General features: G+C 47.5%; 9 protein-coding genes. 3 read left to right on the forward strand and 6 right to left on the reverse strand.

Annotation, left to right across the window (positions count from 1 at the left end; genetic code table 11):
* Nucleotides 1-135 precede the first annotated feature (135 nt).
* The 5 genes from C6P39_RS09065 to C6P39_RS09085 are packed head-to-tail and all read right to left on the reverse strand — an operon-like array spanning nucleotide 136 to nucleotide 7,007.
* Nucleotides 136-1,218 carry a glycoside hydrolase family 172 protein gene (locus tag C6P39_RS09065; protein WP_207657120.1) on the reverse strand — a complete coding sequence of 361 codons (1,083 nt, stop codon included), beginning with the start codon at nucleotides 1,216-1,218 and terminating at the stop codon, nucleotides 136-138.
* A 2-nt stretch (nucleotides 1,219-1,220) separates the two neighbouring features.
* Nucleotides 1,221-3,815 carry a GH116 family glycosyl-hydrolase gene (locus C6P39_RS09070; protein WP_104803548.1) on the reverse strand — a complete coding sequence of 865 codons (2,595 nt, stop codon included), beginning with the start codon at nucleotides 3,813-3,815 and terminating at the stop codon, nucleotides 1,221-1,223.
* A 22-nt stretch (nucleotides 3,816-3,837) separates the two neighbouring features.
* Nucleotides 3,838-4,671: a carbohydrate ABC transporter permease gene (locus C6P39_RS09075; protein WP_095174444.1), complete on the reverse strand. Its 834-nt coding sequence runs from the start codon at nucleotides 4,669-4,671 to the stop codon at nucleotides 3,838-3,840.
* Between the two features lie 23 nt (nucleotides 4,672-4,694).
* On the reverse strand, nucleotides 4,695-5,609 hold the full coding sequence (locus C6P39_RS09080; RefSeq protein ID WP_104803549.1) for a carbohydrate ABC transporter permease: 915 nt from the start codon (nucleotides 5,607-5,609) through the stop codon (nucleotides 4,695-4,697).
* 36 nt (nucleotides 5,610-5,645) lie between these two features.
* The gene (locus C6P39_RS09085) at nucleotides 5,646-7,007 is read right to left on the reverse strand and encodes an ABC transporter substrate-binding protein (protein ID WP_158661513.1); all 1,362 of its coding nucleotides are present in this window, start codon (nucleotides 7,005-7,007) and stop codon (nucleotides 5,646-5,648) included.
* Nucleotides 7,008-7,153: 146 nt separating this feature from the next.
* Here C6P39_RS09085 and C6P39_RS09090 point away from each other — a divergent pair, with 146 nt between their 5' ends.
* The 3 genes from C6P39_RS09090 (at nucleotide 7,154) to C6P39_RS09100 (ending at nucleotide 12,198) form a co-directional block, all read left to right on the forward strand.
* Nucleotides 7,154-8,944 carry a sensor histidine kinase gene (locus tag C6P39_RS09090; RefSeq protein ID WP_104803550.1) on the forward strand — a complete coding sequence of 597 codons (1,791 nt, stop codon included), beginning with the start codon at nucleotides 7,154-7,156 and terminating at the stop codon, nucleotides 8,942-8,944.
* A gap of 16 nt (nucleotides 8,945-8,960) precedes the next feature.
* Nucleotides 8,961-10,499 carry a response regulator gene (locus C6P39_RS09095; protein ID WP_104803551.1) on the forward strand — a complete coding sequence of 513 codons (1,539 nt, stop codon included), beginning with the start codon at nucleotides 8,961-8,963 and terminating at the stop codon, nucleotides 10,497-10,499.
* A gap of 76 nt (nucleotides 10,500-10,575) precedes the next feature.
* Nucleotides 10,576-12,198: a D-alanyl-D-alanine carboxypeptidase gene (locus C6P39_RS09100; RefSeq protein WP_104803552.1), complete on the forward strand. Its 1,623-nt coding sequence runs from the start codon at nucleotides 10,576-10,578 to the stop codon at nucleotides 12,196-12,198.
* A 50-nt stretch (nucleotides 12,199-12,248) separates the two neighbouring features.
* Here the strand turns inward: C6P39_RS09100 and C6P39_RS09105 are convergent, their stop codons facing one another.
* Nucleotides 12,249-16,601: a discoidin domain-containing protein gene (locus tag C6P39_RS09105; protein ID WP_104803553.1), complete on the reverse strand. Its 4,353-nt coding sequence runs from the start codon at nucleotides 16,599-16,601 to the stop codon at nucleotides 12,249-12,251.
* Between the last annotated feature and the right edge of the window lie 16 nt (nucleotides 16,602-16,617).

Consider the following 16,617-nt stretch of genomic DNA (forward strand, 5'->3'; position numbering starts at 1 on the left):
ATTACTTGTGTAATTAACCATAACACCAATGCTCTTTTTTGTCAATATCATTTTCGTTTTTTCCGGTACCGGATTGATTTTTCAACGAAAAAAGAACCCTGAAACATCTTTCAAGGTTCTATTCCGTCTTAATTTTTAAATAATTTCCAAATAATCCTTGTCCGGCAGTCTTGGAAACTCTCTCCCTGGCATGGTCTGATACCAAAAGGCCACCGATGCAATATCGTCCTGCAGCGGCAGGTAACGTTTTCCTTCCCTCCAGCCTAAAGCCTGAATCGTAACCTTCAAATCCTTCTTGAAACGGATAGGGTCCATAATATGAAAACGGTACATCCCAAATCTTCTCTGCGCTTGATACAGCTGGTCCGTATGCACCACCTGCAGTCCGGTATAAGGTGTAGTAAAAGGCAGATACCTGTCATGTGTTACAGGGTCTTCAAAATCATAAGAACCGCAGAAATAATCTTCTGTGCCCGTTCCGCATATGGTAGGATATTTATCGTCCCCGTCCAGAAAAAATTTAATCTCTCCCTCTCCCCACCAAAGATTGTTATTAACGCCCCAAGCCAGATAGGTTCCCACATACTGACCTGTTCCCTCCACACCGTCAAGTATCACATAGTCTGTTTTGTAAGGAAGAGGGTTTACCCTTCTGAACTGTGCATGAAAATACGCACAGTCATCAGGTACTTCTGTCAAAACATGATCAATCTGGTAATATATCGTCACAGGCTCCTCATCTCTATTTTCCAGCGTAATCCTGCACCTTTTCCTGAAGGGCATGCTCCAGTAACAATTCAGTCCGCTTCCGGGATTCACGCAGACTGCAAGTGCGGAAACCTGATAATATTCCTGCCATCCGCAGCAGAAAAAATCACCGGCCGGGCATTCCACAGAGGGATACGGATTATCGTCCCAGTAAATGCGGATGATGGTATTTCTCCATTTTCCTACGGGAGTCATCCAAATATGCTGCACAGCACCGGGTCCTTTCAGGTCAGCTATGGTAAAATACGATTCTTTCGGTATAACAATATATGGGTTTACCTTCCATCCTGTGCCCAGGTCCCTGGCTGCTTCTTTTGCCGTACCTTTTTCCAGGGGGCACATGCCCCCCTTCCCTTTTTCTCCTGTAAAGTTTTCCGCACTGACAGAGCGGGTTTTTGCTTCTGAAAGCCGCGAAAGATTCCCCATATTCATCTGTAATCCATCAAACATAGTCATACCTCCCGGTAGATAACGGATACCAAATCTTCTGCACAATAATCCATATCCAGACAGATCACTCCCTGTTCTTTGCAAAACGGTACGTCATGTCCATCTATTTTGACCTGTTTTGGCTCACCGGCAGCGCTTCCGAAATCAAGACGGCGGACATGCAGCTCACCATACAAAATCTTAATATCCTTTTTGCCATCTTCAAAGCTTACCTTCCCCCAGCCGCTGTCAAGGGACCAGAAGGAACGAAATCCATTGGCGTGAACCGGGTGGAATCCAATCAGCTTTCTTCCCATATCAAACTGAAATCCACTGTAGGTAAGCAGCAGGGCATAACTGGCCATTGACCTTGCATAATTACTGCCGCATTCAAACTCATTCCAGGGATTCCTCTTCTCACCGTCATATCTGTCCCGCAAGGCTCTGATACAATCCAGCCCTTCCTCCTCCAGACCTTCCTGTATCATATGGACAGCTGCCTGATATTCAAATCCATGCATGGTCTCCTCAGAATAGGGGGCGGTAATAAATGGTTTCTTTTTTCCCTCCGGAAAACTGCAGATCAGCAGCCCTTTCTCATCGTCAATGCAGTAGAGGCGGCAGGGGTTAAAATGATCCCTTGCACATATAAAATTATATTTGTAAATTGCGCGCAGGGCTGACTTTACCTTATCTTCCTCGAAGATCTCTCCCAATCCGATGAGGTTGGAATGCCATTGGGCAAGAACCTGGTCAATGCCGCATCCCTCCCCGATCTGATACATGATCTCTTCCTGTTCCGGGTTCCAATAAGCTGTATAAATATCCTGGTCATGCATGGAATTTCCTCCCCCTGCATAGACGTCCAAAATACCTTTATCCTTCAAGTCAATATCCTGAATGTAATATTCCCCGTTAAAAAGCTGGCTGTTAACTGCCTGTTTCCCCTTCTCAAAAAGCCCCAGGTACTCCCGGGCTGTATCCGCATCCCCCATGATCTCCGCCATAGCAGCTCCCGCTTTTAATGCTCCCAGGTACATACCGGTCAGCCATGCGTTCTTTCCAAAAAGCTCCATATCCAGGGTGTGATGCTGCCTGCCCTCCAGCACGCCATCCTTATCAAGATCCCATCTGTCTTCATTTTCGGGCGACCAGGCAAATTCTATACTCTTCTTTACCATTGGCCAAACAGAAGCCAGCCAGTCCTTGTCTCCGCTTACTTTATACTCCCTGTACACGCGCATGACCGTTCCGAACTGCCCGTCCGCGCAGGGTCTGAAATCCCATGCCTCTCTCCCCACCGGAAGCATCAGCCGAAATCCCATTCCACCGTCATGGTGCATACTGTATGTATACTCCAGACTCCGCATACTGCGTTCCAATCTTGGAAATAAAAAGGGCACCGCATAAGTATAATTCCATACATGTGTACAGGACCCCTCACAGCACCCTGCATCAGTGTGGTTACCCTCAAACCCGTACAGGGAACCGTCTTCCAGACGAATACACGTGGGTGATTTGATAATAGAAATATTGGCAGATACTGCATCCAGCGCCTCCTCAGGCATGGAGGACTGAAACAGGGTTTTCCTGAATAAATCTGTCAGCCCATATAATCTGTCCCAATTTTCCAGTGCGTAAAAGTTACTGGTCTTTGCATTTTCAAATAATCTGGTATAATAGTTTTTCCATGCCCTCTTCTTTTCGGATTCCTCATCCCTCTCCGGATTCCAATAATTATAAAAATATGGACGGTTCCATGTAAGCACAAATCTTATTTTCCCCGTATCCCCCGGGTTTATTGTCATATGGGCAGCCAGCACAGCCAAGTCATCTGCCGCATAGTTGACATCCGAAGCTCTCTTTTCCCCTTCATAGGTACGGTTTTTTAGTGGACCGGGGCACTTGAACTCTTTCCAGTAAGTCATCAGATTGTCAAACCAGTTTCCTCTATACCAATACTGCTGCATACTGGTCTTTTCCGCATCCGTTCCTATACACAGATCCCCTTTCTGAGTGTGGTTCTCCATATGGATCATATGTAGCCCCCTGTCAGTGAATGAAGTATGGATGCCGCCATTTTCCGCATACAGATTATTCATAGTAAATGCTATGGTGTAGTCCAGTACCTTATCTGATGTATTTTCCACCTCAAATTCAAAAAATGCCCCCGGTATACTGGAATCATCTTCATTGCAGGGAATGAATGGATTGAATGCCGTCATGGTAACCCTGCCCGGAAATTTTTCCTCCGCAAATGACAGCTCAGCAATGGGAAATTCGCCTTTGAAATCACAAGTCCTAAAATGCGGGAGTCCGGCAAGGGATGCCCTGTCAGAACCAAATCCGTAACTGTTGAAATGCGGTCTGTTATATTTCCCTGTATAAGGCGTAAAACTGTCACCGCATATGACCCTGGCGTCCAGCAGATTCCCTTTCTCCTCGGCTTTCACGGCAAAATGGCTCATACCTGCATGAGAACCTTTATTGGGACGATTGAAAATCTCCATGTCAATAAGCTGTCCATTGCCTGCCAGCCCTACACATCCGGTACCGATCCCGCCCAGCGGAAAAGAAATTTCCCTGGTCTTTTCTTTTTTATATACAAATCTGTCCATAACTATATTCTCCTCTTCTACTTCAACTCTTTAACCCCGACAAGGTCATACCCTGCAGAAAATACTTCTGACCGCATAAATATAAAGCGGTTGGAATGATAATGGAGATCGCCACCCCCGCCAAAACTACAGATACACTTCCGGTACCCATGTACCCCTGCAGCACACGCAGGCCAATGGGGAGTGTCATTTTATCCCAGTCTGACAGATAGATCAAAGGCCCCATAAAATTGTTCCAGGAAGACAAAAAATTCAACAGGCACGTCATAACGATCACTGATTTTGACATAGGGAGTATGACCCTGGCATATATCTGCACTCTGCCTGCCCCGTCAATATAGGCAGCTTCCTCATAGCTGTCCGGTATGGTCATCATAAACTGTCTTACAAAAAATATGGACAGGGGATTGATCATAGCCGGCAGGATCAGCGCCCAAAGACTGCCCACCAGACCCAGCTTGGACATTACGATGTACACAGGTATCATGGTAGCTTGGGCAGGTATCATCATGCCTGCCAGGAATATCATGAACACCACATTCCTGCCCTTAAAATCGATCCTGGCAAATGAGTACCCTGCCATAGTGGTTACCAGTGTATTTAACACCACGGATGACACTGCCACGATCATGCTGTTCAGCAAAAACTTTGCGAAGGGGAATTTTGTAAAAACGTCCAGATAATTCTCATAACAGAAATCTGTGGGAAAAAAACTGGGCGGCAGTTTAAAGGATTCTCCGGGCAGCCTCAGAGATGTGGAGATCACCCAGCAAAATGGCAGCAGCATTATGATACATAGAAGTATCAGAAAAACATGCAGCGTCCCCCCCTTAATCCCTTTCTTAACCTTGTCCATACTTATCCCCTCCCTTTTCTTGTCTATTCATAGTCATAGGTAACCCACCTTTTCTGCCCCGCAAACTGAATCACAGTCACAACCAGTATCACAAGGAAAATACTGAACGCCACCAGACACCCATACCCTGTCCGCACCTGCTTGAACGCAATCTCATATATGTAAAAAGACACTGTTTTCGTGGCCGTCCCCGGTCCTCCGTTGGTGATGATAAAAGGCTCCTCAAAGATCTGGAACACCCCAATGATATTTGTGACGATTACAAAAAACATGGTGGGTGACAATAGGGGCAGCGTGATCTTGCGGAAAATCTGAAAGGTATTGGCCCCGTCTATCTTTGCCGCTTCATAATACCCATCCGGTATATTTTGCAGGCCAATAAAATAGTAAAGAAATGTGGTACCTATAAACTTCCAAAAACTGAAAACAGCAATTGTTACATATACCATAACCTTATCTGTCAGCCACGGCACATTGCTGCCTCCCATCTGACGCACAAAATAGTTGATAACCCCTGTATCTGTCCCAAACATATATCCCCACACAATGGCTACAGACGCAGTGGTGACTACTGTAGGAAAGTAAAGGATACTGCGGTACACAGTCTGCATTTTCTTATGATGTACACAGGAAACGGCAAAAGCCAGCAGCATACCCAGGAAACAATGGACCGGCACAAGTATCAGCAGAAACTTAAAAGTATTGGCAAAAGAGATTTTTACCTGGGGGTCCATCATGAACTTCCGGATATTTTTAAGCCCTGTAAAGGCAGGCGGCTGAATCAAGTTATAGTCAAAGAACGACAAAACAAAGGAAATGATCATTGGCCCGCCCACAAAAAGCAGAAATGCGATCATAGCCGGAATCAAAAAAGCGTAGCCTGCAATATTATCCTGCCGCCTTTTCCTCTGAAACGCAGACAACTGTTTACTGCTCATAGAATCCCTCTCTTTCTTTGAAAACACCCCGCCCGCTTACTCCAGGTTATCCATCAAATAGCTGTTCATCTCATCCGCTGCTGCATCCAGGGTGGTCTGTACGTCCGCCTTATTTACGAGAATATCCGAAATCACACGTGATACCAGTGCTTCACATTCCGGATACTGTACGGGGGAATGAACTGCCTTTGCAGTGGCGGCACTCTCATAGAAAATCTGGTTATTCTCCGGATACCCAAGCTCCGGCACCAGTTCTTTTGCAACAGAGTTCAACACAGGAATAGCACCTGCTGCCATGAATTCTTTAATAAATTCCGCAGAACCAATATAATTGGCAAGGGATGCGGCTTCATCCGAATGCTTGGATTCTTTCATGGTAAAAATTCCGCCGCCGCCCCAAATTGGCTGGTTCTGAGAGAAGCTGGGAATATACTGCACAGCCACGTCTTTAAAATCGTTGGCATTATAATTATTGGTAGGCCATCTTCCCCAGAATCCCATAGCTACATTTCCGTCAATAAGCTGCTGAATGGCATCCACATTCTTCTCCGGGATAGGTGCATAGCCATATTCATGTATAAGATCCTGCATAAGCTGGAAGACCTCCACGGACTCCGGCGAGTTGATGGTACTCTCTGTAAAGTCATCATTCATATATGCAGCGCCGTTATTATACAGCCAGGCTTCCACTCCAAAATAGTAGTCAGGAACGTAGACTCCATATTGCTTCACACCGTCCTTCTCTTTTGTCAGCTTTTCACAATAGTCCAAAAACTCCTCTTTTGTCCAGTTCTCTGCCGGTACGGACAGCCCTGCATCTGCCAGCAGTTTCGTGTTAAAATGTGTCACCACATTATTCCACTCCTCGGGGATCGCATATACTTTTCCATCAAAAGTGACCTTATCCATAATATTTTGGTCAATGTCATTCACTGTGGACTGGTATTCCTCTTTATGATTCTCGATCCAGTCATCTATAGGTGCCGCCATGCCTGTATCCACAAACATCTCAAACCCTTCAATCGCCACATAAGCGCAGTCGATATAATCACCTCCGGCGATCATTGTCTGCATTTTGGTGAAGTATTCTGTCCAGGAACCGGGGATATATACCGTCTCTACACCAATTCCCGTTTTATCCGTATACTTCTGCAGGCACTTATCCAATGTCTCCTTGTCCTGCCCGGTTCCCAGCCAGGCCAGTCGAAGGGTCACATCACCACCGCCTTTTGTCCCGCTCTTTACAATGCTTTCCTCCGCTTCCTGTCCTTCCGGGGCCTCCTTCTCCCCGGAGGTATCCGTCCCGTTATCCTTTGAATTTCCATTTGCATCTCCACATCCGGCAAGACCGGATATCATAAGTCCTGCTAAAACCGCTGCGATCATCCTTCTCTTCATACGTTTACATCCTCTCTTTCTTTGCATTATTGTTTCCTTTGATGTTTGCAATTATAGCAAAGACTTGCTATACTATGAATGAATTATTGTCGGTTTACTGATAATATTGTCGGTTTTTGTCATTTTATAAGGAGTATTTTTGTGCTATGAGACGATTCCTTTCCCTTCGTTCTAAAATTTTCTTGTACATTTTTATTTTCATGGCAATACCCATTATTGTCATCACTTACATTGCAAATAAAATATCGGCCAATTCCCTGCTTGAGCAGACAAGGATCAATGATCTGCAGACCATTGGCTGTCTGCAGGAATCCACTGACACACTCCTTGACTCCGTGGAGAGTCTCAGCGGTATCATTGCCCGGGACCAATCTGTAAAGGATTACCTTTCGGCTTCCTACAGCCTGGCACATGAACAGCCGGAGGCCTACGCTTCCCTTGATTTCGGTATTCTGGCTGCACCCTATCTGTCGTCTGCGGATTTTTTGCTGGGCGCCAGCCTTTTAAACACAGACTGCGCTTTTGTGGGAGAGCAAAAGTATAATAAAAACCAGTTGTCCTGGCACTTTAACCGTTCCCTTCTCTCCGGCTGTGAGAAGGATCGTTTTATCTGGACGACTCCGCATATGCTGGTTGACAGCGAAACCAATGCCCTTTCCTGGGCTGTTTCCTGTGTAACGCCTGTCTACCAAGAGGACACCCTACTTGGATATCTGGCTGTTTATATGGACCGGAGCCGGCTGGATAAAATAACCAAGAACCTTTCAGACAATGTTTATATCATCAATGACGCGGAACTCAGTTCGGATACAAAAGCGGTTCTGCAGGAGTGCTATATCATCTCAGACAAGACATACTCCTCAAGTGACTTTAATCCCTACACCGCAAGTTTCTATTATAAAAGTAAAATAAACTACAATTACCTGGTAAATAACAGCAGTATCATTACCTCCTCCAATGGGCAGAAAGTAACTGTAACTTCACAGAAGTATCCGCGCATGGGCTGGGTTTATCTGATCGTCTCACCGTTTTCAAATATTAACCAGCTTGTTCTTTCCCATTTATCCCAAATTTTCATTACCTGTGTGGCCTGCATTGTGTTTGCGCTTGTTTCTGCCTACTCTATCTCCAGGATCATAACAAGGCCTATATTTTCTTTGAATAAAACCATGGAAAAGGTAAAGAACGGCAATCTGGAGGTTCGGCAGGAAAATATACCAAATGATGAGATCGGTATGCTGGGACAGACCTTCAACTCCCTTCTGGATAAAATTTCAGAGCTGATGAATAATATTAAAGAACAGCAGAAAAACAAACGGAAACTGCAGCTTCAGCTTATACAAGCTCAGGTAAAACCTCATTTTTTGTATAACGTCCTGGAAATGGTCAACAGTTTTATCCGGGACCACATGGATGATTATGCCCTCAATTCCATCGCACACCTGGCTAATTTTTACAGGACCTCCCTCAGTGACGGGCATGACATTATCAGTATCGGCAGGGAAGTGAATATGACGGAGAACTATCTGAGTCTCCAGCAGCTTCGCTACATAGAATTCATGGAGTTTTCTTTAGATGTGGCGGATGAGATCTCAGCCTGCCAGATTCCAAAACTCACATTACAGCCCCTGGTAGAGAATGCGATCTACCACGGATTAAAAACAAAATGTGAAAAAGGAGAACTTAAAGTAACCGGTTATTTAAAGGACAAACGGATTTTCTTTGAGATATATGACAGCGGAGCCGGAATGGACTGTGATACCATAACTTCCATTTACGATTCCCTGAAAGAAGAAAGGCTGACAAAGGATTTCGGTATATCCAATATTGTAAAACGCCTGAATATACATTTTAATAATAAAGCTGAAATTGAAATCCACAGTGAACCGGGTAAATATTCCTTGTTTATCCTGTCTTTTCCCGCTGTAGAGCTATAAAAAAGGAGGACATGCCATGCTGCAGGTCGTGTTGATCGATGATGAATACTTTTTCCGGAACTCTCTGAAGAGAGCGATCCCCTGGGGAGAACTGGGTTTTCAGATTATAGGAGATGCCAACAATGGCAGAGACGGGTACCGGTTAATTTGTGACAAACACCCTGATATTGCTATCATAGACATTAACATGCCCCTGATCACCGGGCTTGAATTAATTGAGATGGTGCGCAGGGAACAGATAAGCTGTAAGTGCATCCTGCTTACCGGTTATGGTGATTTCAAATATGCACAGCAGGCCATCCGCCTTAATGTTTCGGAATATATCCTGAAGCCGGTTGATTTCTCTCTTCTGACGGAATCCTTAAATAACCTAAAACGGGAAATCTCAGCGGAACGGGAACACCGTTTTCATGTCAAAGCCCTGGAAGAACACCGAATGAGATACATCAAGGAGCACTTTCTTCTGGATATCATAGACGGGCATGTGTCCTTTAACAAACTGCAGCTCTCCTCCTATCTGGAGGAACTGCATATTTCCATTCCATTTGACAGTTACGCTATCAGCATTATTGAATTACCCGAGACACTGTCCTCTCATACAGAAGACATACAGAAACACCTTGAGGAATCTCTATATGCGGACGGCAAATGTGAGATTTTCCCCATACGCCGCTCCCAAATCTGTCTCATACGGGAAACAGAATGTCTGCAGGATACTAAAAAGGAAATGGATACATTGTCTAAATACCTTCAGCAACAGGAGTCCTCATTTCATATTGGGCAGAGTGCATTGCATAATCATGCACAGGAAATAATAATAGCTTATAGAGAGGCTTCTGTCTGTCTGAAAAACGCCCGCAGCTTTGAGGGCCGGGTTCTTTTTTACGATGAATGGAACCTGACCGCTTACCGCATACCGGAGGCAGCACTGGCTGAAATCAAAAAACTGATACGCCAGCGTGATCTGGAAAATATCACAGATGGACTGAACCGATGTTATCATACCTTCCGGGAGAAAAAGCTGTCCTATGATAATATTATATTCTGCACTTATGAACTGCTCTCCGCCCTGCTGTCTGCCATGAACGAGCAGAATACCATAAACTGTTTCCTGTTCAGAGACTCCCGCAGTCTCTCGGACACGCTTGACAGTTTTCATACCTGTGATGAGATCAGGGACTGGATGATCCATGTATTTACAGAACAGCTGAAGCAGGAGACCCATACGGCGTCTGCTTGCTCTGTTACCCGCAATGTCCGGGAATATATTCTGCAGCACTATAACAATCCTGAACTGACCATCGAAGATATCGCCCAAAACCTGTTCCAGAATTACAGCTATCTGTGTTATTGCTTTAAACGGGACGAAGGTATCACCATCAATGATTACATTAACCAGATACGGTTAAACAAAGCCCTGGAGCTTTTTCATTCCGGTGTGGAAAATGTAAGCTATGTAGCGGAGGTCACCGGTTTCAGCAATGCTGGTTATTTTAGCCGGAAGTTCAAAAAATTCGTCGGTCTGCCCCCCAGCGAGTATGTCAAAACACTTTAAGCATGGGAAAAGGGCTTGTAACCGTGGAAAAAATCTCTTATAATGATTAAAGCCTTAAAGAAATGAGGATTTTATTGTGAAAAGACCCAGATTATGGATAAACGCCCTGGTCCTGTCCTCCTGTCTGCTCCTTGGCAGCGGTCAGACCACCATATACGGAGCAGAGCAGAACACAGCACAGGCTCCGACTGACCCAGGCACAGCGCAGGCTCCTGCCGACCCAAACACAGCGCAGGCATCTGCCGACCCAAACGCGGCTCAGGCCCCTGCCGACCCAAATGCTGCGCAAGCTCCCACTGACCCCAATGCGGCTGAGACGCCAAAGGATCCAAACGCCCCGCCTGACAGCTACAACTGGGAAGTCCAGTCCGACGCCATCCCCGGATGGCCCACAGGCCCGCAGGTAGCAGCCGAAACCGCCATCCTCATGGATGCAGAGACAGGTGAGATACTTTATGCCAAAGGCATTGATGAAAAGCGCTATCCGGCCAGTACCACAAAAATCATGACCGCCCTGGTGGCAATTGAAAACAGCGCCCTTACAGACCAGGTCACCTTCTCAGCCGAAGCAGTAAACGGCATTGAACCCGGCAGCACACATATCGGCATCAAACCGGGTGAGATACTTACAATGGAACAAAGTCTGTACGCCATCCTTCTGGCTTCTGCCAATGAAGTCTCCTCCGGCGTGGCAGAATTCGTGGGCGGGAGTATCCCTGACTTCGTAAATATGATGAATGCCAGAGCTGAGGAGCTGGGCTGCAAAAATACCCATTTTGTCAACGCCAACGGCCTTCACGACCCGGAACACTACACCACGGCCAGGGACCTTGCCAACATTGCCAGGGAAGCCTTCAAGAATGAAACCTTCCGCAGTATCATTGGCGAAGAATACTACATTGAACCCAAGACAAACATCACAGATGAAGAACGCTGGCTGAACAACCATCACAAAATGCTGGTAACAGGGGATCTGCATTATGACGGCTGTCTGGGAGGGAAGACCGGATATACCAGTGACGCGGGAAATACCCTTGTGACCTATGCCCAGAGAAACGGCATGTACCTTATCTCCGTTGTTCTGGCCGACAATGCCGTCTATCAATACCCGGACACTGCTGCACTGCTGGACTATGGCTTCTCCAATTTTCACAAGGCGGTCCTTGCCCAAAAAGGGGAAGTCCAATGCCTGAAGCCTCTGCCTATTGAACGCTATCTGTATAACCTGACAAAATCCAAAATGATGACACGCTTTACAGATACCGTGACGGTAGACCTGCCCGCAGACCTGCCTGTTGAGGATCTGACCCGGAAGACCAGCTTAGAAAAGAAGGAACAGACCACAGAGTACTATCTGGGGGAACAGCTCCTGGCTGTCAGCCATGCGGAAGTCTGTCCAACCCTTACCCTGCCGGAATTTCTGGAAACAGTCAAAAGTTCCCCTGCCAATACAGCCAGGGCGGCAGCACAAAGCAGCACCGCAGACCAAAGCAACACCTCTGCCGGCCGAACGCCTAAGACCTCTTCCTCTTCCCTGGGAGATTTTTTTCAGGAACTTAACTATAATTTCCAGAACATGCCCAAATGGAAATATCCGGCGCTTATTTTTTTGGTAACTGCTGTTATTTTCTATATTGTACTTCTAATAATAAAAATTAAGAGACACCGGAAAAAGAGAAGCAAAAAGAATAAAAAATAATGAAACCGGGGCAGCCTCCTCTATAGAGTTGGCTGTCCCGGTTTCTAATGTTATCTTCTGTTTTTCTTCCTTTTCACTTCCAGTAAAAGAATCCCCACAGCCGATACGGCAAGAGAACATAAGAACAATCCTGCCTGTGCCTCATCCTTTGTCTTGGCTGCCTTTACTCCGCTGCCGGATGTGCCTTTGGTTCCGGTTGTGCCTCCATTTGGAGTGATTGTCTTGTTCCCCAGCCCGTTCCCGGATGGTTTTACAGGTGTATTCGGTTTATCCTTGTCTGTATCTCCCGGTGTGTCAGGTGTTGTGGGTGTTGTAGGTGTCGTACCCGGTTTATGGGGATCATCCGGTTCACCTGGTTTCTCCGGATCTTTGGGATCGCTTGGTTTTTCCGGGTCTTTTGGATTCTCCGGTTTCTCTTCCGGTTTCTTCTCCAGCGCTGATATGGCAATTTTCAGAAGCTCCACCTGTTCGTCAATCTGTTCCTGGGATGCATTTTCATTCCCGTACACACCCTCTGCCGCGGCGATCGCACTCTGCAGATTTCCATAGCTTTCCTCTGTATACCCGTCCTTGGCAATGGCCTTTGCCTCCGCTATCTTTCCTTTTAGCCTCTCCCGGTCAACCAAAGCCGGTTCTTCCCTGTCTGCAAGTTCTGACAATGCGGCGGCAAGCTGTGCGGTAAGGTCCTTGATCTCCTCTGCAGTCAGTTCCGGGTCCTCCAGGGCATCACTGAGTGTTTTGCTCAGAAGCGCAGCCTTTTCAAGACTTTCCTCTGTATAAAGGGCCGTGTCAAGGGCAGCGGTCTGGGCAATCCTCATCTGTGCCATATCCCTTGCTGTCTCATCCTCCGAAACCTCATCGGCAGGGGCAAGCCCATTTACCGCCTCCTCCAAAAGCGCGGACACAGCATCCACCATCTCCTGGGTATACCAGCTCTCTTCCAATGCCTCAGATGCCTGCGCAAGCACATCCGTCAGATACCCAAAGCTTTCCTCTGTATATAAAGCAGCGTCTGCCGCCTTAAAACCTGCCGCCTGTGCAGCAAGCCTGTCTTTCCTCACATCCTGGATGACCCTGACCTCAAGGGCATCTATAAGCGCCTGCAGCTCCTCACTCTTCCGGTCAACCAGTTCCTGAGCAGCCTCTTCATCTTCGATGACTGCTTCCGCCTCTGTGATCTTTTCAAGAAGCCCGTTGTAACTTTCTTCTGTATACTTTTCGGGGTTCAGCGCCTTTGCGCCTGCCACTTTTGCCTTCAGCAGTTCCTTATCCACTACCGGCTGTACAGGCGGTTCCTGTCCGTATACCTGAAATTCCGCAAATGCCGGCCAGTAATCCGCACCGTCATACTCCGGAAATCCTGTGAGCACCACCCGCACATAGCGGTAACTTTCCTCTGATGTCAGGGTACCGGTTTCTGTACGGATACCGCTTGCGGACTCTGTCTTATCTTCCAGGACATCAAAATTCTCACCGTCTTTTGATCCTTCGATCCTGTACTGCCAAAATCCTTCAGCCCCGTCCTCTTCAAAGTCGAGCTGGTAGCTGTTGAGCACAAACTCCCTGCCCAGATCCGCCTGCCACCACTGGGGCAGCAGCGTTTCCACTGCGTCACCGTTTACGATCCATAAGGTGTCTGTCCTGCCGTCATTGCCGTTGGTCCCTGGCGCATACTCCGGTGCCGATGTTGTCACCGGCTTATTCAGGGCCAGGTTGCCGTCCGTTTCTTCCTTTAAGCTGTCCACTGCGGCCTGCAGTGCGTGGATGGCTGCCTCCACCTGTTCTGTAGTGACGGCCGTGTCAAAATCTGCCTTTGCCTGCTCCAGTGCGTTTCTCAAGTTCTGCCAGGACGCATCCGTATAGCTGCCCTGCTGCATGTATTTTACTTTCAGGATCAAATCTGTCAAAGCGGATTTGTCAAGCTCACTGTTGTCTCTTTCATAAATCTTAAATTCTGCAAATCCGGGCCAGTAATCATCCCCCGGGAATTTTGTGAGCCTTACCAGAATGAACCGATAGGAAGTACCGGGCTCAAAGCTTCCGGTCTGCACTCTGTTACCATCCGTATTTTCTGATGCGTCATAAATAGGCTGTTCTTCAAAGTACGCTTCCCCGTCACGTGCCGCCTCAATGGTGTAACCCCAGGCATTTTCCTCATCCTGTTCAAATACCAGTTCAAAGTCAGACAGGTCATGATCCTCACCCAGATCCACAAACCAGTAGGCACCCGGGTCTTCCCCGGCATGTACCCACATAGTCCCCTCATCCCCGTCGTTTCCGCAGGACGGAGGATACTGGTCATTTCCCTCCGAATAAGAAGGTTTGTTCAGAGCCAGATTATTTCTGGCATACTCTGCATCCTCCAGAACAAGATTGTCAAACTTCACGTCCCGGCTTCCTTTCGGTGCGTTGACCGTGACGGTCAGTTCCTTGATCGCGGATGGAATCTGGAGTTCATAGGTGTTCTTCAGCGTTGTGATGTTAAATGTCTTCTCGTATCCGCTGCCGCCGATCTTTACCAGGGCACTTCCCGCACAGTGTGCCTGGAAGGATTTCAGTGTCTTATTGGCCGGAAGGGTGATTTTATATACGGTACCCTGACCGTCCCCATACAGTTCTTTTGAATTATCTGTCAGTGCCGTGAGCCATCCCTCCTGGAAATCGCAATCCTGGTAGGAACCTGTAAGAGCCGTCTCCGCCTCAGGGCGGTCCTCAAAGTCGATTCCCGTGTTCTGCGCACCAATCTGGGCAAAACTGTTGTCAGCACCGATATTCGGCTTTTCCCCGGAGGATACCGGATTGCCGAAATAATCCAGCCCGCCGTTGTCCGGTATAAGTACGCCTGTCCCCACACAGCCCGAGTTTTCTTTCAACTTAAATCCATCCACTCCGCCCCCTGCGGTCCCCAAATTTTCAAAATCAGAAGCCTGGATCTCCACTGCATTTTCATCATCCGTCCTCCTGATGCTCTGGTCTGAACCGCCGTAGGCATTGTTGTCTACGCTGCCCTTGAACCATTCACTCCAGCCTTTGGATTCCGCGTCGCTGTAAATGATATTGTTTTTAAACTGGAAGTCCGCATCGTTTAACTGCTGCTGGTCCCAGTTATTGGTGATATAGCTGTCATGGCCTTCACTGAGGTAAAAGTCATTGTTGTAGACATACATTTTATTTCCGCTTCCGCTGGAGTATCCGCCCAGGGTAACAATGGCACCGCCGCCGTACATGTTGGTTCCCCATCCGTCATTCTCGCTGATATTATAGCGGATATAAGTGGTATATTTTGTTCCCAGGGCACATTCAAAAAACGCGCCGGAGGGATTGTCATGTGTGTAGTTGTACTGGATATAATTCAGCTTTGCGTTCACGTCCGCGTCAAATGCCTGGGAATCCTCCTTGCTGCTGGATGCGCCCGAACCAAAGACCTCATTAAACTGCACCACAGTACAGTCCCCGTTCTCCCACCAAACAGGTACATTTCCGTTAGGACCGCTGTTGCAGCCGTCACATGTATTGTGCTCTATGAGGGCATTGCTGTAGGCCGAGGGACAGATTGCCGCATTCCCGATATCTTTGCAGTAATTGTTCCGGATGACCAGATTAGTGCTGTTGACCCTCTGATTGGCATACTCGCTGTCCGGAATGCCGCTCTCATGTGCAAACCGGCTGCTGCCCCAGGTGGACAGGAAGTTAATGCCGTAGTGGTTGATGTTCGGCCCCACATAGTTATTTTCCACCACAATATCATCCCAGCAGGTAGGCACCTGATTTCCCCTGATAATATAGATGATACCGCCCCGGCCAATACCCGCCTGCTGGCCTATGGGATGTGACACCACATCATGCACATACAGGTTTTGGCAGTACATGTGCCGCAGGGTTCCCGCATCCTCACCCATGATAAGGATGCCGTACTTTTTAATATGGTCATCCGGGTTGTCACCGGGTATTCTGTTAGTCACTTCCAGGGACGTGATCTCCCAATACTGCTGGTTGTAAAAGTAAACTGCCGCGTTGAAGATCCTGTTCTCCAAATCATCCCCGTCTTCCCCGCACCAGTTATTCCCGTCGATCCTGGGCCTTTCATCACCCTCACCGTAAGCTCCGATGACAATGGGATTTCCCTCCTCACCGGACCCCTTGGGGCTTAACTGCCCGGTCCACACATCCCCCTTCTGAAAGAGAATTTGGTCGCCCGGCCGGAATGTGACGCTGTTTATCTTTTCAAGGGAGGACCAGGCCTCTGACCGGCTGGTACCGGACGCATTGTCATTTCCCCCATCCTGGTCTACATAATAGGTGGTTCCCTCTGTGTCTGCTTTTACCGGAATTTCCGGCATTGTAGCGCAGACCATACAGCAGGCAGCTATGCCTGCAATAATTCTTTTTCCTAATCTCCTCATACATTCATCCTCTTAA

The organism is Blautia marasmi, assembly GCF_900258535.1.
GTDB lineage: Bacteria > Bacillota > Clostridia > Lachnospirales > Lachnospiraceae > Blautia > Blautia hominis.

What these genes read in the sequence shown, in the direction of transcription:
- C6P39_RS09065 (WP_207657120.1), bottom strand. Translation starts at nt 1,218, where the DNA reads ATGTTTGATGGATTACAGATGAATATGGGGAATCTTTCGCGGCTTTCA.
- C6P39_RS09070 (WP_104803548.1), bottom strand. Translation starts at nt 3,815, where the DNA reads ATGGACAGATTTGTATATAAAAAAGAAAAGACCAGGGAAATTTCTTTT.
- C6P39_RS09075 (WP_095174444.1), bottom strand. Translation starts at nt 4,671, where the DNA reads ATGGACAAGGTTAAGAAAGGGATTAAGGGGGGGACGCTGCATGTTTTT.
- C6P39_RS09080 (WP_104803549.1), bottom strand. Translation starts at nt 5,609, where the DNA reads ATGAGCAGTAAACAGTTGTCTGCGTTTCAGAGGAAAAGGCGGCAGGAT.
- C6P39_RS09085 (WP_158661513.1), bottom strand. Translation starts at nt 7,007, where the DNA reads ATGAAGAGAAGGATGATCGCAGCGGTTTTAGCAGGACTTATGATATCC.
- C6P39_RS09090 (WP_104803550.1), top strand. Translation starts at nt 7,154, where the DNA reads ATGAGACGATTCCTTTCCCTTCGTTCTAAAATTTTCTTGTACATTTTT.
- C6P39_RS09095 (WP_104803551.1), top strand. Translation starts at nt 8,961, where the DNA reads ATGCTGCAGGTCGTGTTGATCGATGATGAATACTTTTTCCGGAACTCT.
- C6P39_RS09105 (WP_104803553.1), bottom strand. Translation starts at nt 16,601, where the DNA reads ATGAGGAGATTAGGAAAAAGAATTATTGCAGGCATAGCTGCCTGCTGT.